This is a genomic window from Flavobacterium branchiarum (genome assembly GCF_030409845.1).
Taxonomy (GTDB): domain Bacteria; phylum Bacteroidota; class Bacteroidia; order Flavobacteriales; family Flavobacteriaceae; genus Flavobacterium; species Flavobacterium branchiarum.
This window is the reverse complement of record NZ_JAUFQQ010000003.1, coordinates 641,810-663,537: the sequence shown is the minus strand read 5'-3', so window position 1 is coordinate 663,537 and position 21,728 is coordinate 641,810. Positions and strand designations below refer to the sequence as shown.

The window sequence follows — 21,728 nt, the reverse complement described above, 5'->3', positions numbered from 1 at the left end:
TTTTGCCATTAGAACTCATAATTTTGCCTATCAAAAACAAAGACAAAAAATGTTTACAAAATTTTTGAGATAATTTTAAGAAAATTGACGAAGACAAGGGGGACTCAAGCAGAGCTTGATATTGACAACGATTTGGACGTTTCCTAATATCAGCCATGTTGAAAACGACAGGATTGGTCTGTCTTTAATCTATCACACAACTCTTGCTGAAGCGCTTGGCGTAAAACAAAGCAACTAGTTAGTCTAATAACAAGTAAGTCTTTTCATGCGTAAAAATACAAATTAATTTAAAAATACCTACTAAAAACAATATTAGCCAAAATAAAATAAAAATCTTAGAAAACATACAAACAATCAATTACCACCTAAAATCGGTGGCTTTGAAGATTTTTTATATGCAACAACTCTTTTACCATCCCAGCAAATTTCAAGTTTCTTAGCGGTGCTATTTTTAATAGCTCCTACATATATCTTATTTGGAGTATGTACAAAAATAGAATCATTACTATACTTGCAATCATAAACATCCCCATTTACATTGTTTATACAATAACGAGAATTAATTTCAATTTTACTTAAATCTATATTCTCTTCTGATTCCCATCTTCCATAACAATTAGCAAGCAGTACTGGCACGATTGTTTTTCCAAAAATAAAATTAAAACTCTCTGGCCTTGAATACTCATTATATGGTTTCTCGAAATCATTATTTATTTTTTCAAAAAAAGCTTTCTTATCATAAGTCTTTAGAACCTTCCAATTACTATCTAAAATCGAAATTTTAAAATTACTCGGAAAACCAATCAAAGTGTCTTTATAATCTAATGGCAACTTAACAAATTGTATTGCGTCGACATCAAGAACAAGTGGTAAAAAATCACTTGTCTTTAAACGAAATACCCAGTTTTCATTTACACCTTCAACAACCCGCAAAGAATCTGAAGCTTCAAATTTAAATTGCTGACTACCTCCCGAATTCATCGCCAATTGTTTCTTTATTCTTTTTATTTTTAACTCAATTTGTCGTTTCTTATAAATAGCCAATTCTCTTTCAGAATACTTAAAATCGATTAAAACCACTATTTTACTACCCGATTCATTTTTCAAATTCAAATTCAAAAAATCATCATCTATCCTATACTCTCTATACGAAGGACGCTGGGTAGTTGCAATAAAAGAAAAGCACGAAAGAAGAAAAACAAATCGCAAAATAACAGGATGCAATCTTACAGGTACACTCACTTTTTGCAATAACTTATAGGAAAGCAAAATACTCACAAGAGCTACATTATCAGAAAAATCAACAACTCTATAGAGTCCGAAAAAATCAATAAATACTTCTGAAAAAGAACTTTTCCAAAAAATAAAAAACAAAGTAACTCCTAGATGAATCGCTCTTGACCTTTCAATGAAAAGGGTACCCCAAAAAAAAGAGAAAGCAAACAAACCCGAAAAATCAGATAATTTACCCGTAAGGTAATTATGAAAAACATCCTTAAATATCAAATCATTAAAAAAAAGAATAATCAATGAAACTAGAAAAACGGGATGTCCTAATCGAGCTAATTTTTTTGTCATATCAGTTTATATAATAATTCCGTACAACCATTATTAGGTAGGTGTTTTTTCATCAAACTATATTGTAAAAGAACATTCTAATCGCATGAAAAAAATTAAAACACTTTACAACTTGAAAAAAATTAAAATTCAAATAACAAAATCCACTCCAAACTAAAAACTATTTCGTTTCATAAAGATAAAAACAATCAAAAATACTTTAATAGAATTAAAATGTTATTATATTTACCGCTCGTAATTTTTTATTTATTTTCGAATGAAATTCCCTTTTGCGATTAATATTTAACGTCCTAGTTCAATCCCACATGCTTATTAACGAAAGCTACATTTAAACTAAGAAAGAAAGTTGCCCAATAATAAAAACCAATAGAAAACCCCTCCTCTTTCTATTACTAAGAAACATAATCTATTAAGAGAATACAAACTTCTGGTTTAAAAAACACCAGAAGAAATCATAGAAACACAAATTACAATAGACACCAATTGACAAATCTGAAATTAGCTCCAATTACGATATACCAATTATATCACAGTAGTTATTCCAGAACAAACAATTGACATTCAAACCACTCTAACATGCTATTGCTTCGAATAACAGAAAAATAGAAAAACAAAACAAGAAACAAATAAATTGAAATTATCTTTTAAAAATTATAGCTATTTCAGAAATAGCCTACTGTCAAACGACAATTAATCAAGGTTTAACAAATGTTAACAAAATAGATTTTCAAAAACCATAAATAATCGTATTTTTACGGTTCAAAATTCAGAAAATAAATGGGCAAAATCATTGCGATTGCTAATCAAAAAGGAGGCGTTGGAAAGACTACAACATCTGTAAATCTTGCAGCCTCATTAGGTGTTTTAGAAAAAAAAGTATTACTAATAGACGCTGACCCTCAAGCTAATGCTACATCAGGACTTGGTATTGACGTAGAAGTTGTTGAGATTGGAACCTATCAAATACTGGAACACAGTCACACGCCAAAAGAAGCTATTGTTCAATGTACGGCTCCAAACGTAGATGTGATTCCGGCTCACATTGACCTTGTTGCTATCGAAATCGAATTGGTCGATAAAGAAAACAGAGAATACATGCTAAAAAAAGCATTAGAAAGTGTTAAAGAAGAGTACGATTATATCATCATCGATTGCGCACCTTCATTAGGGCTTTTAACTCTTAATGCTTTAACAGCAGCTGACTCTGTAGTTATTCCAATTCAATGTGAATATTTTGCATTGGAAGGTCTAGGAAAATTACTAAACACGATTAAAAGCATCCAAAAGATTCACAACCCAGATTTAGATATCGAAGGATTATTACTAACCATGTATGATTCAAGATTACGTTTATCAAATCAAGTTGTTGAAGAGGTTCAAAAACACTTTAACGACATGGTTTTTGATACCGTTATTCAGCGAAATGTAAAATTAAGTGAAGCTCCAAGTTTTGGCGAAAGCATTATAAACTATGACGCAACAAGTAAAGGAGCAGTTAATTATATCAACTTGGCTCAAGAAATTATAAAGAAAAACAGTAAATAGTTTTTATGACAAAAGCAATTAAAAAACAAGCCTTAGGAAGAGGATTGTCTGCATTATTAAAAGATCCGGAAAACGATATAAAATCCGTAGACGATAAAAATGCTGATAAGGTTGTTGGAAATATCATAGAGCTTGAAATTGGTGCTATCGAAATAAATCCATTTCAACCACGAAGCAATTTTAATGAAGAATCGTTACGCGAGCTAGCCACTTCTATCAAAGAACTTGGTGTGATTCAGCCTATAACTGTTCGAAAATTAGATTTCAATAAATACCAATTAATCTCTGGAGAGCGTCGTTTGCGTGCTTCAACCTTAGTTGGCTTAAATACTGTACCTGCATACATTCGAATTGCAAATGACAACGAGTCATTAGTAATGGCATTGGTTGAAAACATTCAACGTCACGACTTAGACCCGATAGAAATTGCTCTTTCTTACCAACGTTTGATTGATGAAATTCAGTTAACTCAAGAACAAATGAGTGATCGTGTTGGTAAAAAACGTTCTACAATTGCAAATTACTTACGTCTTTTAAAACTAGATCCAATTATCCAAACTGGTATTCGTGATGGTTTCATCAGTATGGGACATGGTCGTGCAATTATAAACATCGAAGATTTAGATGTTCAAACCGATATTTATCAAAAAATCGTTAGTCGTAATTTATCTGTACGTGAAACGGAGGCTTTGGTAAAAAGTTACCACGAAAGTTTAAAACCGAAACCAGCTGGAAAACCAACTTCTTCATTTGACATTGAAGAAGATCAAAAAAGCACCTTTACAAATTATTTTGGAGCTAAAGTTGACATAAAGGTTGCTGGAAATGGAAAAGGAAAAATCACAATTCCATTCCACTCAGAAGAAGACTTTGCTAGAATCATCAAATTAATAAACACTAGTGAATAAAGTAATTTCCATAGGTCTATTATTTTTTCTTTTAGGAAGCACAACTGTTTTTGCTCAGTCAAAAAAAGAAGAAGCTCCCTTGATTGCAAAAGACACTCTTAAATCAGTTGACATAGACCCACTTACTCCTGCGAAGGCCGCTTTTTACTCGGCTATTTTACCAGGTTTAGGACAAGCATACAATAAAAAATATTGGAAAATCCCCCTTGTTTATGGAGCTATCGGAACAAGTTTATATTTCTATATTGATAACAATAAAAAATACCATCAATATAGAGATGCCTACAAACGAAGACTGGAAGGCTACAATAATGACGAGTTTCAATATTTAGACGATAGCAGACTTATTGCAGGTCAAAAATTCTATCAACGTAATCGAGATTTATCTGCCCTAGTAACCTTGGGCTTTTATGTTTTAAACATAATAGATGCCAATGTTGACGCCGCATTGATTCAATTTAATGTTAACGAAAGACTATCATTACGTCCACAAATTTACCCCGACGATGTAACATTAAGACCAAACGTTGGACTAACTTTTAATTACCACTTTTAAAATACTGCACATATAAACTGCATTTTTAAAACATAACACACATTTACAAATGAAAATTGCGCTTTTAGGATACGGGAAAATGGGGCAAGTAATCGAAAGAATTGCTTTAGAAAGAGGTCATGAAATTGTTTTGAAAAAAGATCAATTCAACACATACGAAGGACTTGAAACTGCCAATGTAGCCATCGATTTTAGCGTTCCTTCAGCTGCAGTTGCAAACATCTCTGCTTGTTTTAACAACAATGTTCCTGTAGTATCTGGAACAACTGGCTGGTTAGAACATTATGATGAAATGATTGCTCTTTGTAATGAAAAAAAAGGAGGTTTCATTTCTAGTTCGAATTTTAGCTTAGGCGTAAATATCTTCTTTGAACTTAACGAACACTTGGCTAAAATAATGGCTAAATTCGATAATTACAAAGTAGATATGGAAGAAATTCATCATACACAAAAGCTAGATGCTCCAAGTGGAACAGCTATTTCATTAGCCAAAGGTGTGATTGAAAACAGCAACTACACCAACTGGACTCTAGACGAAGCTAAATCGACAGAAATTCATATCGAAGCTAAAAGAATTGGAACTGTTCCAGGTACACATACTGTAACTTATAACTCTGACATTGATAGTATCGAAATAAAACACACAGCACACAATCGCGAAGGTTTTGCGCTTGGAGCTGTAATGGCTGCAGAATGGTTAGCTGGAAAGCAAGGTATCTTTTCAATGAAAGATGTATTGGAATTTTAAATAAAAAATATTAAAAATATATAATTCGGTTATCGGAAATCTATATTTTAAACTTAAAAATAAAATAGTATGACACTATATTCATGGTTTGTATTCTTCTTAGCAATTCAAGTTATTCACTTTATAGGAACTTGGAAATTATACGAAGCTGCTGGCAGAAAAAGTTGGGAAGCTGCAATTCCTGTATATAATGCTATCGTACTAATGAAAATTATTGGCCGACCAACTTGGTGGACAATATTGCTTTTTATCCCAATCATTAACTTGATTATGTTTCCTGTAATATGGATTGAAACCTTAAGAGCTTTTGGAAAAAATTCTACTCTAGATACCATCTTAGGCCTTGTTACTTTTGGTTTTTATATCTATTATGTAAACTACACTCAAAAATTAGTTCATAATCCAAATAGAAGTTTAGCACCAGAAAGTAAAGCAGGAGATACAGTTAGCTCACTACTTTTCGCTATAATTGTAGCTACTTTGGTACATACCTATATCGTACAACCTTACACAATTCCGACTTCGTCATTAGAGAAATCATTACTTATTGGTGACTTTTTATTTGTAAGTAAATTAAACTACGGTCCTAGAGTTCCTATGACTACCGTTGCTTTACCAATGGTTCATGACTCTATACCAATGACGAAACATAAATCATATCTAAAGTGGCCGCAATTACCTTATTTTAGACTACCTGCTTTTGAACAAATAAAAAGAGCAGATATTGTTGTCTTTAACTGGCCAATGGATACCGTTTATAAGTTTTTTGATACTTCTGGAAGAAGAGCCGATAAGCCTATTGATAAAAAATCAAATTACGTAAAAAGATGTGTTGGTATCCCTGGAGATAGCTTATCCATTAAAGACGGAATCGTTTACATTAACGATAAAGTTCTGGTTTTACCAGAAAGAGCAAAACCACAATACTCTTATGCAGTCGCTTTAGACGGAAAAACACCTATCGATTTTGAATCTTTATTAAGAGAATTAGACATTACTGATGGTGCTGGTTTCAAAGATGATGTAAAAAGAGACACCCTTTATTTTAGAGCTTTAACTGAAGCTAGCGCAGAAAGATTAAGACACGTTCCTGGAATTACTAATGTAAAAAGAGAAATTGCAAAAGGGGTAGATCCTGGGATTTTTCCACAATTAGACAATTGGAATGCAGATAATTTTGGCCCAATATACATTCCTCAAAAAGGAAAAACGGTTGCATTAACAACCCAATCATTGCCTTTTTACAAAGCAATTATAAAAGAATACGAAGGAAACAATTTAGAAGTAAAAGGTTCTGATATATACATCAATGGTAAAATTGCAACAACATATACGTTTAAGCAAGATTATTACTGGATGATGGGAGACAACCGCCACAACTCAGAAGACAGTCGCTACTGGGGTTATGTACCAGAAAATCATATTGTTGGAAAACCAGTATTCATTTGGATGAGCTGGGATACTAATGGAAAAGGAATAAACAAAGTTCGTTGGGACAGAGTTTTCACTACTGTAAATGGCGAAGGTCAACCACAATCGTACTTTAAATATTTCCTATTCGCTCTAGCAGCCTTTTTCATCGGAGAGTATTTCTGGAAAAAAAGAAAAGAAAAAAAGAATCTATAATATTCCGTTTTTAAATAAATAATCTTGACTTAAAAAAATCAATATGACATTATATACCTGGTTTGTATACTTCTTAATTATCCAAGTAATTCATTTTATAGGAACATGGAAATTATATGAAGCAGCTGGAAGAAAAAGCTGGGAAGCTGCAATTCCTGTTTACAATGCCATTGTATTAATGAAAATCATAGGTCGACCAACATGGTGGACACTATTACTTTTTATCCCGATTATCAATTTAATTATGTTTCCAGTTGTTTGGATTGAAACGCTCCGAACTTTTGGAAAGAAAACTACTTTAGACACTGTTCTAGGTCTTGTTACTTTTGGTTTCTACATTTACTATGTAAACTATACACAAAAACTAGAATACAATGCTAATAGAAATTTAAAAGCCGAAAATAAAACTGCAGATACATTTAGCTCGCTACTTTTTGCCATTATTGTTGCAACTTTGGTTCATACATACATTATTCAACCTTTTACGATCCCAAGTTCATCATTAGAAAAATCATTACTTGTTGGTGACTTTCTATTTGTAAGCAAAATAAACTATGGCGCAAGAATACCAATGACAACGGTTGCATTGCCAATGGTTCACGATACAATCCCTTTCTTCAAAAAGAAATCTTATTTATTCAGCGACAATATTACAAAAAAGGAGACTTCACTTTTAAACAAGTTTCAATTACCTTACTTAAGATTACCTGGTTTTCAAGAAATAAAACGCAATGATATTGTGGTTTTTAACCAACCAGCCGACACACTTTTGGATATGAATAATTTTTCTCCAGACAGAAATTATTACAAACCAATTGACAAAAAAACCAACTTAGTAAAAAGATGCGTTGGAGTTCCTGGAGATTCTTTAGAAATTAGAAACGGAATTGTTTTCATTAACGGAAAAGAGACTAAATCTACAGAAAGAGTTAAATTACAGTTTGCATACAACGTAAAGTTCAAAGTTAAGTTCTCAACATACGAAGAGGTCGCTAATCTTTTAAGACAATACGACATAACAGACGATTTAGGTTACGATTCTAAAACAGACACTTATTACTTACAAGCAACTCCTGAAGCTGTTGCCAAAGCAAAGAACAATCCGTATATAGAAAGTCTTGAGTTAAGAAAAGAAAATAAAGGGGATAGAGATTCTAAGATATTCCCACACAATAAGAACTACAATTGGAACAGTGCTTTTTTGGGTCCAATATACATTCCTCAAGAAGGAAAGACAATCAACATAAATTTAAATGTTTTACCGCTTTACAAACGTCTTATTACAGAATATGAAGGGAATGATTTAGTCGTTAAAGGAAATCAAATTTTAATCAATGGCAAACCTGCTACAACTTATACATTCAAGCAAAATTACTATTGGATGATGGGTGACAACAGAAACAACTCTATCGATGCTAGATATTGGGGGTTTGTTCCATTTGATCACGTAATAGGAAAACCGGTTTTTATATGGATGAGCTGGGATACTCACGGCAAAGGGATTAATAAAGTTCGTTGGGATAGAGTATTTACTACTGTTGACGGCGAAGGCCAACCACAATCTTACTTTAAACATTTCTTACTTCTCTTGGTAGCCTACTTTGTTGGCGAATACTTTTGGAAAAAAAGAAAAGAGAAAAAAGCATAACTAAAAAACACTTATTCGCTACCTCATTACTACTTTGTTTTAATTTCAAAACAAGGCATTAATCGATTAAACTATAATTAAACAAACACCTACACAAATGGAATCATTACTACTTCCTACCTACTTTCCTTCAATTAGCCATTTTTCAGTAATGGCACAATCTGAAAGCATTACGTTTGAAATAGAAGATAATTTCCAAAAACAAACCAACAGAAACCGTGCTTATATTTATAGCCCAAATGGAATACAGTTATTAAACATACCTGTAAAACATTCGAAGGATGCCCATCAAAAAACCAAAGAGATTCAAATAGAAAATGAATTTGATTGGCAAAAGCAACATTTCAAATCATTAGAAGCTGCTTACAGAAACTCTCCATTTTTTGAATTTTTTGAAGATGACATTCGTCCTTTCTTTGAGAAAAAACACCAATTTTTAATGGACTTAAATTTTGAAGCTTTGGACATTGTTACTAAATGCTTGCGAATGAAATTAGAGTACACTAAGACCTCAGAATACTTTCATGATGCAGATAGTACTATTTCTGACTTTAGAGCCTTAGCAAACGGAAAAAAAGACAGTAACACATTCGAAACTTATGTTCAGGTTTTCGATGACAAACATGGCTTTATTAATAATCTAAGTGTATTGGATTTAATTTTTAATGAAGGTAAATATGCAATGGAATATTTAAAGAATCAGAAAATATAATTTCCTGTATTATTCCATAGAAAGAGTTGCTATAACTGGATAATGATCTGAGTTTTCAAAATCTGAAAAACTCTCAAATTTCTTTACTTTCATCGTATTATCAGCAAAGATATAATCGATTCTAGCAGGATAATAACGGAACTTATAAGTAGCTCCAAATCCTTCACCAGCCTCTTCAAAACTATCCTTTAGTTTCCCCTTAATATTACGATATACGTACGAGAAAGGGCTATTATTCATATCCCCACATATTATAACAGGATAGGTACATTCTTTTTTATTCTCTCTAAATATTTCTGCCTGCTCTTGTTGTTGCTTAAATGCCTTACTGATTCTAGAAAGAATAAGTTGCGATTTTTGTTGATTGATTCCATCTATATTATCCGAAATCTCATTAACATCTGGTGAAATTTTTATTGACTGTAAATGCATATTATAAACTCTTATAATATCTTTACCTCGTTTTATATCTGCATAGATTACATTGTTATTTGAGTTAGGAAAAACAATATTACCTTGATATAATATAGGAAACTTAGAAAAAATGGCTTGACCCGTTTTAATCTTATTTCCTTCCATAAAGATATATCGGTGCGGATATACTTTTAGATCTATGTGTGCCGAGTTTGAAAACTCTTGAATACATAGAATATCTGGATTTTTCTCATCTATAAAAGCTTTTATATCTAGAGAAACATCTTCCCTATCAATCCATTTAAAGACATTAAACAGTCGCACATTATAACTCATTACTGTAAAATCCTTTTCACTCTCGACATATTCTTTGGCAGAAAATTTATAGAATTTATTTATAAAAGTAATTCCCATTAAAAGAACCAATCCAGATAGAATCATTCGTTTCTTAAACTGAATTGCCCAATAGAAGAAGAACAATGCATTGAAAACAAAAAACAAAGGCATGAACAAAGTCAATACCGACAAAAGAGGAAAAATCTTAGGAGCTAAAAAAGGTAAAATATACGCGCTAAATGTCAATACAGTAAGTACTATATTCAAAAAGAACATTATTTTATTAAACCATGAAAGATTTTTCATCCCCTTTTAGTTAGTGTTTTTATTTACCTGCTTTAAATAAAAATTCTTTTTCTTCTTTTGTTAAACAATCATAACCAGACTGACTGATTTTATCTAAAATCTCGTCTATTTGCTGTTGCGTCTTGTCTTTAGTTATAATTTTAGAAGTCGTTCTTTGGACAGGGACATTGTTGTAATTTTTATGAACTTTCTTAAAAGGGGTCGATGGTGATTTTTTAAAAAGATTAGTAAAAAAATCCAAAACACGAGTTACAATTTTACTAGGATCATAGCCACTTTGCAATAATTTAATAAAAGCAAACCCAAATAATGCTCCCGCAAGATGAGAAATATGCCCTCCCATATTGCCTAATCGAAACTGCATTAGATCTAATACCAAAATAACAAGCGTAATGTGCCATAATTTGACATTACCAATAAGTAACAAACGCACAGTCATTAATGGCTGATACGTTGTTGTAGCTACTAAAATCGCCATAATAGCGCCCGAAGCTCCAACTACTGAAGAACTAAGATCTAGAAAATAAAAGCTAAGCGCAAAAACTACACCTGCAAAGATTGCACTTAAAACATACAATCCTAAATATTGCTTTTCAGTAAAAAAAGTCAAAAACAAAGAACTTGCAAAATTCAAGACCAACATATTAAACAACAAATGCAAAAATCCATCATGGAAAAAAGCATAAGTAAGAAATGTCCAAGGCTTGAATAAAAAATCTGCTGGATTAGATGACAATGCCAACCAACTCGGAAAAGCAAATTGCCCTATTGAGAACTGGTAAAAAAACACCAATGAAATTAGAAAACAGGCAATATTCCAATAGATTACTCGCTGAGCGATTCCTCCTAATTTGTATTGTAACTTTAAATCATCTAAAATATTCATATGTGCTTTCTGTTTAAAATTCAAGTAATAAAGCTAAAAAATTAATTCCAACGATTATTATTAAACTGTGTCTTTTTCCAATACCACATCATTAAATATCCAACTAGTGCTCCACCAACGTGCGCGAAATGCGCAACTCCTGTACCGCCGCTTCCAAATAATGAATTTCCTTGAAAACCTAAAAATAAATCGACCGCGATAATTCCTGGAACAAAATATTTTGCTTTAATAGGCACTGGGATAAACATAAGCGCCAACTCAGCATTAGGAAACATAAAAGCAAAAGCAACCAAAAGCCCATAAATTGCTCCAGAAGCCCCAACCATTGGAGTCTGGTTAATTATAGAAGCATCGAATAAACTTTTGAAATTAACTTCATTTAATAAATTAATTTTCCCCGCTTTCTCTAAAACTGGTTTGATTCCTTCCATGAATAAATCTCCACGGTAACTAGTACCATCAGAGAAATTCACGTTTAGTATTTGATGAATTGCATTATCTGACAAACCTAAATTAGAGGCTGCCTCCAAAGCATTCTGTATTTGAAAATAATTAAATCCTAATTGCAATAAAGCCGCACCAAGCCCACATGAAATATAAAAGAATAGAAACTTTTTCCCACCCCAAAAATGCTCTAATGCAGAACCGAAAGAAACTAATGCAAACATATTAAATGCAATATGCATAAATCCTCCGTGCATAAACATATGCGTAATTGGTTGCCAAATTTTAAACTGATAACTCTCCGGAAAATAGAGTGAGAAATACTCATAAGAAACTGGCACTAATTGTGAGCCAAGAAAAAAGATAATATTAATTATCAATAATTGTTTTACTAATGGAGTCATATTCATCATAAGGCAAACTTTTTATCTATATCTTCCACACGCATGGTGATGAAAGTTGGTTTTTGAAATGGAGAAATATTTGGATCTTTACAAGCAAAGAGTCCGTTTACTAAATTATCTTGTTCTTTTTCGGTTAAGTACGAACCTGTTTTTACAGCCATACTTTTTGCCATCGATTTAGCAATTGTATCATTTTGCGAAAAACTACTTTCTGGAATTCCGTCTTGCAAATCACTCAATAATTGCTCTATAACCAATGATACTTCACTTTCGGTACTGTTAACGGGTATACCAGAAATTACAATATGATCTTCGGCTGAGGACTCAAAAACAAAACCAGTATTAACCAGTGATAATTGTAATTCTTTGATAATCTCTAAATCTGTAGACGAATAAAACAAATTAAGAGGAAACAACAATTGCTGGCTCGAAGCCTGATTAACGGTCATATTATGCAAAAACTGCTCGTATAAAATACGTTGATGAGCACGTTGTTGATCTACAATCACCATCCCCGATTTTATAGGAGAGACAATATATTTTTTATGAATTTGATAGGTTTTATGAACCGTTTGTTCAATCTCATCATCATTAAACAAAGAAGAAGTTACCTCTTCATTCTCAAAAGACATCATTCCTATTTCTTCCGTATCCTGTTTTAAGCCAACGTATAAACTCTCCCAACTAGATGTTGCTTCTGGTTTTTTATAACTAGAAAACGAATTAGAACCCGAACTACCTGAACCCGAAATATAACTCGAACCTGAGCTAAAACTAGATCCAGAACCTAAATTAGAATAATGTTTATTTGTTTTGTCATCTGTAAAAGGATTAAAAGTACCATCAACCTGAATTGTTGGCGTTTCTCCTTCTAAATCTTTATAGTGGTAAGGCGTATCTAAATTAGCATCACGATCAAAATCTAAAACAGGAGCTACATTAAATTGCCCTAAACTGTGTTTTATAGACGCTCTTAAAATAGCATATAAAGCTTGTTCATCATCAAACTTAATTTCGGTTTTTGTGGGATGAATATTAATATCAATCGTATTAGGTGGCACCGACAAGTACAAGAAATAACTTGGTTGCGCTCCATCTTTTAAAATTCCATCGTAAGCAGCCATAACCGCATGATGCAGATAATTACTTCTAATAAATCGATCGTTTACAAAGAAAAACTGCTCTCCCCTACTTTTTTTAGCAAATTCAGGTTTGCTTACAAACCCTTTTATGGCAACAATTTCAGTTTCTTCATTAACAGGGACTAATTTTTCATTTGTTTTACCTGCAAAAATTCCAACTACCCGTTGTCTGAAACTAGAAGGCGGTAAATTAAACATTTCACTTCCATTATGATAAAAAGTAAAATGAATATTAGCATGCGCCAAAGCTACACGCTGAAACTCGTCCATAACATGTCGAAACTCTACCGTATCAGACTTTAAAAAATTTCTACGAGCAGGAATATTAAAAAAAAGGTTTTTAACCGCAAATGAAGTACCTACAGGTAAAACCGCAACTTCTTGTGAAACAAACTTACTACCTTCAATAACAATATGTGTCCCTAGTTCTTCTTGGTCTTGTTTCGTTTTCATTTCCATATGAGCAATCGCCGCAATAGAGGCTAACGCTTCACCACGAAACCCCTTGGTGTGTAATGAAAATAAATCCTCGGCCTGACGTATTTTGGAAGTAGCGTGACGCTCAAAACACAAACGCGCATCGGTAACACTCATCCCAGAACCATTATCGATTACTTGTACCAATGACTTTCCTGCATCTTTGATGATTAATTTAATATCAGTTGCTTTGGCATCGACTGCGTTTTCTAAAAGTTCTTTCACCACCGAAGCAGGTCTTTGAACTACTTCTCCAGCAGCAATTTGATTGGCAACATGATCAGGAAGTAATTGTATAATACTCGACATTAAAAAAATTTGGGTTTATGATTAAGGCTTTTGGTTTATAACCAAAATTTACAAATTTAATGAATTTCTACTGTCTTTTATGACTTAATGAATCATAAAAAAAACAAAAAACCTATACTATTTTTACACAGTATAGGTTCTAAAATTCATACAAATGTATTTTTTATTTTTCTAGCTCCAAAGGCTTGTCTTCTATTTGAAGCGCCCCAGCTGACAACAATTGTTGGTCTTGAAACTGATTTAAAGATGCTTGCTGACGGATGTATGCCATTTTTATTGCCGCAATTGCAGCTTCGGTACCTTTGTTACCGTGAATACCACCACTTCTGTCAATAGATTGTTGTATATTATTATCTGTTAATACACAAAAAATAACTGGAATATCAGTTTGAACATTCAAATCTTTAATTCCTTGCGTTACACCTTCGCATACAAAATCAAAATGTTTAGTTTGTCCTTGAATTACGCATCCAATAACAATTACTGCGTCAACATTTTGAGTTTGTAACATTTTTTTTGCTCCGTATATCAACTCAAAACTCCCAGGAACATTCCATCGAATAATTTGTTGAGCAGGAACTTGATTCTCTAATAATGCCTCAAAAGCACCATTATAAAGACCTTCTGTAATGGTTTCATTCCACTCTGAAACAACAATCCCAAATCGAAAATTTTTCGCATTTGGGACAGTGTTTTTATCGTAATCTGATAAATTTTTATTTTCGGTAGCCATCTTTAGTATTTAAGATTTTTAGAATTTCAATTTAAGACTGCTAAAATACAAATCTTAAATGTAAATTTCTAACTCTACAAATTATTTATTGTGCTAAACCAATCAAAACATCTACAGAAGCAGCTTCTGGAGTTGCCTCATAGCTTTCTTTAATTTCTGTAAAATATTTAAGCGCATCTGCTTTTTGACCTAAAGCCAAAGCTGTTTTTCCAGCCTTAAGCAAGAAACGTGGCGTAGTAAAATCATTTTTATTAGACTCAGCAGCTTTTACATAATAGTCTAAAGCTTCTTTTTGTTGGTTTTTTTGAGAATAAGCATCACCTATTGCACCTTTTGCCAAAGCGCCTAAAATCAAATCTTTAGACTTAAATTTACCTAAATAAGAGATAGCCTCATCATATTTACCTGTATTTAAATATGCTATACCAGCATAATAGTTTGCTAAATTTCCAGCATCTGTTCCAGAATATTCATCTGCGATTTTTAAAAATCCAAATTTACCTTCTGAACCATTCAATGCTAATTTATACAAAGAATCACTAGCTACACCGTTAGTTGCTTTTTCAAAATTCTGTTGAGCAACAAACATTTCATTAGCAGCTTCGTCTTGCTTTGGCAAAGCAATAAATCTTTGGTAAGCCAAATAACCTATTGTTCCTACAGCAATAGCAGCAACTAATCCAATAATAATTTTTTGGTTTCTAGCAACCCAGTCTTCAGTTTTAGAAGCAGTTTCATCTAATTTAGAAAATACCTCAGCAGTTTTACTGTTTTTCCCGTCAAGAATTACTTGTTGTTCTTCATTAACAACTTCATCTTTAACTTCTTTTTCTTTTGGTGCTTTATATCCTCTTTTATTGTAAGTAGCCATTTAAAATTAATTTAGTGAACGGCAAAAATAAAATTTTTATTGAAACTTACATGAAAAAAATCAATTTTAAATTAATTTTAAAGAAAAAGCCCAGAAAACGGCACTTTTTCGCGTGCCAAAATCAAAATAATTTACAGACAAGCCCCAAAAAACGGTTTATATCGATATTTTTCAATAATTTGCACGCGCTTAAAAATTGTTACGATAAAACAATAACAAACTTTACTTCAGCAGCTTAAAAATGTATTTAAAAAAGATTTCTCTATTCAATTATAAAAATTTTTCAGAAGCCAGCTTCGAATTTGACAAAAAGATAAATTGTTTCGTCGGAAAAAACGGTATCGGAAAAACAAATGTACTCGATGCTATTTACCACTTAGCTTATGGAAAAAGCTATTTCAACCCTTTGGCTGTGCAGAACATCAAGCATGGAGAAGAGTTTTTTGTAATAGATGCCGAGATAGAAAAAAATGAACGAAACGAACAAATTGTTTGTAGTTTAAAAAAAGGGCAGAAAAAAATTCTTAAAAGAAACGGCAAAGCTTACGACAAATTTTCCGACCACGTAGGATTCATCCCTTTAGTAATAATTTCGCCAGCCGACAGAGATTTAATCATTGAAGGAAGCGAAACTCGCCGTAAGTTCATGGATACTGTGATCTCGCAATTAGACTCTCATTATCTACAACAACTTATCCAATATCAAAAAGTACTTAGTCAGCGTAATGCTTTACTTAAATACTTTGCATTGAATCACGTTTTCGACAACGACACCTTATCTATATATAATGAGCAACTAGATGGATATGGAAAGTCTATTTTTGAAAAGAGAAAACAATTCATCGAGGCTTTTATTCCGATTTTCAACACGCATCATCATGCAATTACAGGATCTGAAGAAACAGTTCAATTAGTCTATGAGAGCCATTTGTTCGAAAAAGACCTGCTGCCATTATTACAAGAAAACATAAATAAGGACCGCGCTTTACATTATACAAGCGTCGGAATTCATAAAGACGATTTATCATTCGAAATTGACAACCATCCTATTAAAAAATTCGGATCTCAAGGACAACAAAAGTCTTTCTTGATAGCCTTAAAATTGGCACAATTCGAATTCTTAAAAAAGCAATCTGGTGTAAAACCAATTTTGCTATTTGATGATATTTTTGACAAATTAGACGAAAGTCGCGTAGCTAAAATTATCGAAATGGTTAACGATGATACTTTCGGACAACTTTTCATCTCAGACACCCACCCGGATCGAACAGAAACTATTGTAAAATCAACACACCAGAGCTACAAAATATTTAATTTATGAGTTTATGACTTTTCCTAAATTAAAAAAAACTTAAATTAGCAATACATTAAATTTAAATACTATGAAATTTCCACAAACATTAATTATTATAATCGCCTTTATATTTGCCTCTTGCAACGGTCAATCTGAAAATATCAAAACTATTGAACCAACTGCTTTTGCTGAAAAATTAAATACTACTCAAAATCCTCAGGTTTTAGACGTAAGAACTCCTGAAGAATTTACCTCACAACATATCGAAAATGCAGTAAATATAAATTGGAACGGTGACGACTTTGCTACAAAAGCAGCGGCCTTCGACAAATCAAAACCTATTTTTGTATATTGTTTAAGTGGTGGAAGAAGCAAAAAAGCAGCTAAAAAACTAGAAGCACTAGGCTTCACAACCATTTACGAGCTAGACGGTGGAATCATGAGATGGAACGCACAAGGATTCTCAAATACAAACCCAAATACTAAAGCACAAGGAATGACAAGCCAAGAATACATGGCTTTATTAAATACAGATAAAAAAGTTTTAGTAGATTTTTATGCAGAATGGTGTGGTCCGTGCAAACAAATGACTCCGTATCTTATCAAGATGCAAAAAGAACTAGCTGACAAAGTAACTATCATTCGTATTGATGTTGACCAAAACAAGACCTTGGTAAAAGACATGAAAATCGACCAACTTCCGACGCTATTACTATATGAGAACAAAGAGGTAAAATGGAAAAACACAGGATTTATTAGCGAAGCTGACTTAAAGAAACAACTATAGTAAAACTAAAAATATGCTTACCAAAGAAAGTTTACAGTTTTTAGATGATTTAAAAACCAATAACAACAGAGATTGGTTTTTAGAAAACAAGAAACGTTATGAAATCTTTAAAAAAGATTATCACCAACTAGTTGCCGATTTTCTGGATGCAATGAAACCTATGGATGCCTCATTGGAGTTATTGGAAGTGAAAAATTGCACTTTCAGAATTAACCGAGACATTCGCTTCTCTAAAGACAAATCACCGTACAAGGCACATCTTGGCGTTTGGCTTTCTACAGGAGTAAAAGGTCAAAACCGATCAGGTTATTATGTTCACATCGAAAAAGGAGCTAGCTTTATAGCAGGCGGATTATATTCGCCAGAAGCCGAAGACTTAAAGAAAGTCCGTAAAGAAATTGCTTTTTTCTATGATGACCTAGAAGCTATTGTAGCTGATAAAAATTTCGAAAAGGAATTCGGAAGCTTAGATGTAACCGAAACGAACTCACTAAAAAATCCACCACGAGGATACGAGAAAGACCATCCTGCAATTGAGTTTTTAAAACTAAAAAGCTTTACTGCAACGCAAAAATTCGACATAAAAGAAGTAACACAGAAAGATTTTGCCTCAAAAATGAGTCAAAAACTTATTGCACTAAAACCATTAAATGAATTTATCAATCGCGCTTTGACAACCGATGAATTCTAAAACTTTTTTAGATTTCGCCACAGATTGAAAAATTAATTCTGATTAATAACTAAATCCAAATAATTCAATCTGTGGCTGAAATAAAAAATAAAACAAAAAGGAAAATACTTTTTCTTGGAGAATCCTATCGAGCCGATGCTATAACATGGATGAAAGGCTTAGAGGAGTTTGGTGATTTTGAAATTTGCACTTGGGAACTCAAAACACCAAACAATACCAAACTCAACCGCTTTAAGCGAATAGCCGAATTTATATTCGCATCTTTTTCAATAAAAAAAATCATCCGATTAGAAAAACCAGACATGGTTATTGCCGAAAGAACAACCAGCTATGGGTTTCTTGCAGCACTATCGGGCGTAAACACAATTGCAATCGCACAACAAGGACGAACCGATTTGTGGCCAGAAAAATCGGCACTACTACCATTAAAAAAGACAATCCAGAAATACGCTTTCCAAAAAGCACATTTAATACATGCTTGGGGCCCTGTAATGACAATATCCATGAAAGCCATTGATGTAGACATGAATAAAGTCATGGTCATGCCTAAAGGAATCGATCTATCCCTTTTCACTGCTTCTATTAACAATACTCCTAAAATAGAAGCCATTGTCACTCGTTCGTTAGAATCAGAATACAGACATGATTGCATCCTAAAAGCATTTTCAATTTTAGATAAAAAAAACATTGATTTTAACTTAACTATCGTTGGAAACGGAACTCAATCAGAACACCTAAAAAAACTTGCTATAAACTTAGGCATTCAAAACAAAGTGTTCTTTACTGGCCGAATTGCAAATACAGCCTTGCCTCAATTATTACAACAAGCCAACTTTTACATCAGCATGCCAAGTACCGAAGGGGTTTCTGCCTCATTATTTGAAGCAATGGCCTGCAACTGCTACCCTATTGTATCTGACATTCCCGGAAATCAAAGCTGGATACTACATCGCAACAATGGACTACTAATCCCGATGGACAACCACCAGAAACTTGCAGAAGAACTTATTTGGTCATTTGAGAACATAAAATCCAGAAATCTAGCAATAATTCATAATAGAAAATTTATTGAAGAAAACGCAAACTACGCTACCAACATGAAAATTATTGCGGATAAATACCATGAACTAATAAATTCTCAAAACACCTAAAAATCAGACTTCATCAACAAGCTCTTAGTCCTTGGTTTAAAAACTTCACTAATTACAAATTAACGTTACTCCCCTTGCTTTTAAACTCATGAAAAAATCAATCCTATATTTACTCCAAAGTCAATACAAGATAGATTAAAATCCTTACTTTTGAACTCTCGATTAATTCTACAAAAAAGTTTCGCATTTATGGAAATTCTATCTCAATTTTCTTTAAAAAATCACAATACATTTGGCATCGAAGCCAAAGCAAAACAATTCGTTGCCGTACATTCAATTACTGAATTAAAAAAGGTATTGGAAGAAAATAAAAATCAAAAAAAATTCATACTTGGAGGCGGAAGTAATATGCTTTTAACCAAAGACATTGACGCCTTAGTCATTCATATTGATTTAAAAGGAAAAAAGATAATCAAAGAAAATGACGATTACGTATGGGTCGAAAGTCAAGCTGGCGAAACATGGCATGATTTTGTACTCTGGACAATCGAACAAGATTTTGGAGGACTAGAAAACATGTCGCTCATTCCTGGCAATGTAGGAACTACTCCTGTACAAAATATTGGCGCATATGGAACGGAAATAAAAGACACCTTTGTTTCTTGTGATGCTATGAATATTGAAACTCAAGAAATAAGAACTTTTAACCACGCTGAATGCAATTTTGGATACCGAGAAAGCATCTTTAAGCATGAAGTAAAAGACCAATACATAATAACATCGGTAACTTACAAACTAACGAAGCGCAATCACAAGATCAATACATCTTATGGAGATATTACTGCTGAATTAGCCAAAAACAACATCACTAACCCAACTTTAAAAGACGTTAGCAATGCTGTAATTGCAATAAGACAAAGTAAATTACCAGATCCTAAAGAATTAGGAAATAGTGGTAGTTTTTTCAAAAATCCAATTCTATTAAAATCAGATTTTGAAAAAATCCATCAAAAATTTCCAGAAATGAAATATTACGATGTTTCTGAAACTGAAGTAAAAGTTCCTGCAGGCTGGCTTATTGAGCAAGCTGGCTTTAAAGGAAAACGTTTTGGTGACGCTGGAATTCATAAGAATCAAGCTTTAGTACTTGTTAATTATGGAAACGCAACTGGACAAGAAATACTAGCAATCTCAAAAGAGATTCAAAAGACTGTTTTTGAAAAATTTGGAATACACATAGAAGCAGAAGTTAATGTGATTTAAAGCAATAAAAATGAGCCAAACTCATTCTATCAGAACAGCAAATCCAGATGACCAAAATGTAATTCCGATACTAAATGAATTATGTTTAAACTCACAGGAACGTTTTGGCAACAATGGGGAAAACAAAAATTATAAATGTCCTCGGAAAAATTGAACATACTATTCTTTTTTTTAAGACTGAAGATAAAAAAATTAGCTATCCTAAATTATCATTTAAAAACCAGATTAAAAATCTGGAAAGATCACAATTTCATAAAAAACAAGCTAAACCATAATACAAAACTATGGCAAATATGTAATTAACACACAAGCCAACTGTTTTAAAACACACACAACACAATGCACACACCAAGTATATTTAAAAATGAAGACCCCGAAGCAATACGTTCTTTCCTTAAAGAAAATAGTTTCGGAATATTGATCAATCAAACAAACGGAAAATTATGGGCAACTCATATTCCGTTAGAGATAGAAACAAGACAAGATGGTAAAGAAGTACTATGTGGTCATATCTCAAAATTAAACCCTCAAGGAGAAGGTTTTGTTCAAAACGATCAAATCTTAGCCGTTTTTTCGGGAGCACATAGTTACATTTCATCATCTTGGTACGATCATGAAAATGTACCTACTTGGAATTATAGTGCTGTACACATATATGGTCGAGTAAAAATTATAGATCATGAGGCTGCAATTGAATCATTGAAAAAATTAGTTGACAAATACGAAGCTGGTTCTGAAAAACCAATTCGCATAGAAGATTTATCTAAAAAAACAATGCGACAAGCACATGGTATAATCGCTTTCGAAATTGAAATAGATGAAATTCAGGCAACTAAAAAAATGTCCCAAAACCGAGACGATGTTAACTACAAAAACATAATCACAGCCTTAGAAAAAACAGAAAACCCTCAGTCTATTGCGGTTGCAAAAGAAATGGCAAAATGCCGAAAGTAATTACA

Annotated in this window: 20 protein-coding genes; 13 read left to right on the top strand and 7 right to left on the bottom strand. The window is 32.7% G+C overall.

Annotation, left to right across the window (positions count from 1 at the left end; all coding sequences use genetic code 11):
- Window positions 1-354: 354 nt before the first annotated feature.
- Entirely contained in the window at window positions 355-1,578 is a 1,224-nt protein-coding gene (locus tag QWY99_RS03435) for a hypothetical protein (protein WP_290261390.1), read from the bottom strand.
- Window positions 1,579-2,355: 777 nt separating this feature from the next.
- Here QWY99_RS03435 and QWY99_RS03430 point away from each other — a divergent pair.
- The 7 genes from QWY99_RS03430 to QWY99_RS03400 all read left to right on the top strand — a co-directional run bounded on the left by QWY99_RS03430 (window position 2,356) and on the right by QWY99_RS03400 (window position 9,321).
- Entirely contained in the window at window positions 2,356-3,123 is a 768-nt protein-coding gene (locus QWY99_RS03430; protein WP_290261388.1) for a ParA family protein, read from the top strand.
- A 5-nt stretch (window positions 3,124-3,128) separates the two neighbouring features.
- Window positions 3,129-4,031 carry a ParB/RepB/Spo0J family partition protein gene (locus tag QWY99_RS03425; RefSeq protein ID WP_290261386.1) on the top strand — a complete coding sequence of 301 codons (903 nt, stop codon included), beginning with the start codon at window positions 3,129-3,131 and terminating at the stop codon, window positions 4,029-4,031.
- Window positions 4,024-4,587, top strand: coding sequence for a DUF5683 domain-containing protein (locus tag QWY99_RS03420; protein WP_290261384.1), 564 nt, complete (start codon window positions 4,024-4,026; stop codon window positions 4,585-4,587). The genes QWY99_RS03425 and QWY99_RS03420 overlap by 8 nt, the downstream gene beginning before the upstream one ends.
- Window positions 4,588-4,636: 49 nt before the next feature.
- Entirely contained in the window at window positions 4,637-5,335 is a 699-nt protein-coding gene (gene dapB, locus QWY99_RS03415; RefSeq protein ID WP_290261382.1) for a 4-hydroxy-tetrahydrodipicolinate reductase, read from the top strand.
- A 69-nt stretch (window positions 5,336-5,404) separates the two neighbouring features.
- On the top strand, window positions 5,405-6,961 hold the full coding sequence (lepB, locus tag QWY99_RS03410; RefSeq protein ID WP_290261380.1) for a signal peptidase I: 1,557 nt from the start codon (window positions 5,405-5,407) through the stop codon (window positions 6,959-6,961).
- 43 nt (window positions 6,962-7,004) lie between these two features.
- Window positions 7,005-8,609, top strand: coding sequence for a signal peptidase I (lepB, locus tag QWY99_RS03405; RefSeq protein WP_290261378.1), 1,605 nt, complete (start codon window positions 7,005-7,007; stop codon window positions 8,607-8,609).
- 97 nt (window positions 8,610-8,706) lie between these two features.
- Window positions 8,707-9,321: a WbqC family protein gene (locus tag QWY99_RS03400; protein WP_290261376.1), complete on the top strand. Its 615-nt coding sequence runs from the start codon at window positions 8,707-8,709 to the stop codon at window positions 9,319-9,321.
- 9 nt (window positions 9,322-9,330) lie between these two features.
- Here the strand turns inward: QWY99_RS03400 and QWY99_RS03395 are convergent, their stop codons facing one another.
- The 6 genes from QWY99_RS03395 to QWY99_RS03370 all read right to left on the bottom strand — a co-directional run bounded on the left by QWY99_RS03395 (window position 9,331) and on the right by QWY99_RS03370 (window position 15,643).
- A complete protein-coding gene (locus QWY99_RS03395; RefSeq protein ID WP_290261374.1) occupies window positions 9,331-10,377 on the bottom strand; it encodes an endonuclease/exonuclease/phosphatase family protein in 1,047 nt (348 codons plus the stop codon).
- 19 nt (window positions 10,378-10,396) lie between these two features.
- Window positions 10,397-11,263, bottom strand: a complete 867-nt coding sequence (locus QWY99_RS03390) for a rhomboid family protein (RefSeq protein WP_290261372.1) — start codon at window positions 11,261-11,263, stop codon at window positions 10,397-10,399.
- 41 nt (window positions 11,264-11,304) lie between these two features.
- Window positions 11,305-12,120 carry a rhomboid family intramembrane serine protease gene (locus QWY99_RS03385; RefSeq protein WP_290261370.1) on the bottom strand — a complete coding sequence of 272 codons (816 nt, stop codon included), beginning with the start codon at window positions 12,118-12,120 and terminating at the stop codon, window positions 11,305-11,307.
- Entirely contained in the window at window positions 12,117-14,039 is a 1,923-nt protein-coding gene (gene mutL / locus QWY99_RS03380) for a DNA mismatch repair endonuclease MutL (RefSeq protein WP_290261368.1), read from the bottom strand. The genes QWY99_RS03385 and mutL overlap by 4 nt, the downstream gene beginning before the upstream one ends.
- Window positions 14,040-14,202: 163 nt before the next feature.
- Complete coding sequence (gene ribH, locus QWY99_RS03375) at window positions 14,203-14,772, bottom strand: 6,7-dimethyl-8-ribityllumazine synthase (RefSeq protein WP_290261366.1); 570 nt, start codon at window positions 14,770-14,772, stop codon at window positions 14,203-14,205.
- Window positions 14,773-14,857: 85 nt separating this feature from the next.
- Window positions 14,858-15,643, bottom strand: coding sequence for a tetratricopeptide repeat protein (locus QWY99_RS03370; RefSeq protein ID WP_290261364.1), 786 nt, complete (start codon window positions 15,641-15,643; stop codon window positions 14,858-14,860).
- A gap of 241 nt (window positions 15,644-15,884) precedes the next feature.
- Between QWY99_RS03370 and recF the strand changes: the two genes are divergently transcribed.
- The 6 genes from recF to QWY99_RS03340 all read left to right on the top strand — a co-directional run bounded on the left by recF (window position 15,885) and on the right by QWY99_RS03340 (window position 21,723).
- Window positions 15,885-16,964 (top strand): DNA replication/repair protein RecF, encoded by a 1,080-nt coding sequence (gene recF, locus QWY99_RS03365; RefSeq protein ID WP_290261361.1) that lies wholly within the window; start codon window positions 15,885-15,887, stop codon window positions 16,962-16,964.
- 61 nt (window positions 16,965-17,025) lie between these two features.
- Window positions 17,026-17,724, top strand: a complete 699-nt coding sequence (locus QWY99_RS03360) for a thioredoxin domain-containing protein (protein ID WP_290261360.1) — start codon at window positions 17,026-17,028, stop codon at window positions 17,722-17,724.
- Window positions 17,725-17,737: 13 nt separating this feature from the next.
- Window positions 17,738-18,415 carry a DUF2461 domain-containing protein gene (locus QWY99_RS03355; RefSeq protein ID WP_290261358.1) on the top strand — a complete coding sequence of 226 codons (678 nt, stop codon included), beginning with the start codon at window positions 17,738-17,740 and terminating at the stop codon, window positions 18,413-18,415.
- A 149-nt stretch (window positions 18,416-18,564) separates the two neighbouring features.
- Window positions 18,565-19,566 (top strand): glycosyltransferase, encoded by a 1,002-nt coding sequence (locus QWY99_RS03350; RefSeq protein WP_290265327.1) that lies wholly within the window; start codon window positions 18,565-18,567, stop codon window positions 19,564-19,566.
- A gap of 189 nt (window positions 19,567-19,755) precedes the next feature.
- Window positions 19,756-20,769, top strand: coding sequence for a UDP-N-acetylmuramate dehydrogenase (gene murB, locus QWY99_RS03345; protein WP_290261356.1), 1,014 nt, complete (start codon window positions 19,756-19,758; stop codon window positions 20,767-20,769).
- A 339-nt stretch (window positions 20,770-21,108) separates the two neighbouring features.
- Window positions 21,109-21,723, top strand: coding sequence for an FMN-binding negative transcriptional regulator (locus QWY99_RS03340; RefSeq protein ID WP_290261353.1), 615 nt, complete (start codon window positions 21,109-21,111; stop codon window positions 21,721-21,723).
- The last annotated feature ends 5 nt before the right edge of the window (window positions 21,724-21,728 follow it).

Coding starts and splice junctions, on each gene's coding strand:
- QWY99_RS03435 (WP_290261390.1), bottom strand. CDS start 1,578: ATGACAAAAAAATTAGCTCGATTAGGACATCCCGTTTTTCTAGTTTCA.
- QWY99_RS03430 (WP_290261388.1), top strand. CDS start 2,356: ATGGGCAAAATCATTGCGATTGCTAATCAAAAAGGAGGCGTTGGAAAG.
- QWY99_RS03425 (WP_290261386.1), top strand. CDS start 3,129: ATGACAAAAGCAATTAAAAAACAAGCCTTAGGAAGAGGATTGTCTGCA.
- dapB (WP_290261382.1), top strand. CDS start 4,637: ATGAAAATTGCGCTTTTAGGATACGGGAAAATGGGGCAAGTAATCGAA.
- lepB (WP_290261380.1), top strand. CDS start 5,405: ATGACACTATATTCATGGTTTGTATTCTTCTTAGCAATTCAAGTTATT.
- lepB (WP_290261378.1), top strand. CDS start 7,005: ATGACATTATATACCTGGTTTGTATACTTCTTAATTATCCAAGTAATT.
- QWY99_RS03400 (WP_290261376.1), top strand. CDS start 8,707: ATGGAATCATTACTACTTCCTACCTACTTTCCTTCAATTAGCCATTTT.
- QWY99_RS03395 (WP_290261374.1), bottom strand. CDS start 10,377: ATGAAAAATCTTTCATGGTTTAATAAAATAATGTTCTTTTTGAATATA.
- QWY99_RS03390 (WP_290261372.1), bottom strand. CDS start 11,263: ATGAATATTTTAGATGATTTAAAGTTACAATACAAATTAGGAGGAATC.
- QWY99_RS03385 (WP_290261370.1), bottom strand. CDS start 12,120: ATGATGAATATGACTCCATTAGTAAAACAATTATTGATAATTAATATT.
- mutL (WP_290261368.1), bottom strand. CDS start 14,039: ATGTCGAGTATTATACAATTACTTCCTGATCATGTTGCCAATCAAATT.
- ribH (WP_290261366.1), bottom strand. CDS start 14,772: ATGGCTACCGAAAATAAAAATTTATCAGATTACGATAAAAACACTGTC.
- QWY99_RS03370 (WP_290261364.1), bottom strand. CDS start 15,643: ATGGCTACTTACAATAAAAGAGGATATAAAGCACCAAAAGAAAAAGAA.
- recF (WP_290261361.1), top strand. CDS start 15,885: ATGTATTTAAAAAAGATTTCTCTATTCAATTATAAAAATTTTTCAGAA.
- QWY99_RS03360 (WP_290261360.1), top strand. CDS start 17,026: ATGAAATTTCCACAAACATTAATTATTATAATCGCCTTTATATTTGCC.
- QWY99_RS03355 (WP_290261358.1), top strand. CDS start 17,738: ATGCTTACCAAAGAAAGTTTACAGTTTTTAGATGATTTAAAAACCAAT.
- QWY99_RS03350 (WP_290265327.1), top strand. CDS start 18,565: ATGAAAGGCTTAGAGGAGTTTGGTGATTTTGAAATTTGCACTTGGGAA.
- murB (WP_290261356.1), top strand. CDS start 19,756: ATGGAAATTCTATCTCAATTTTCTTTAAAAAATCACAATACATTTGGC.
- QWY99_RS03340 (WP_290261353.1), top strand. CDS start 21,109: ATGCACACACCAAGTATATTTAAAAATGAAGACCCCGAAGCAATACGT.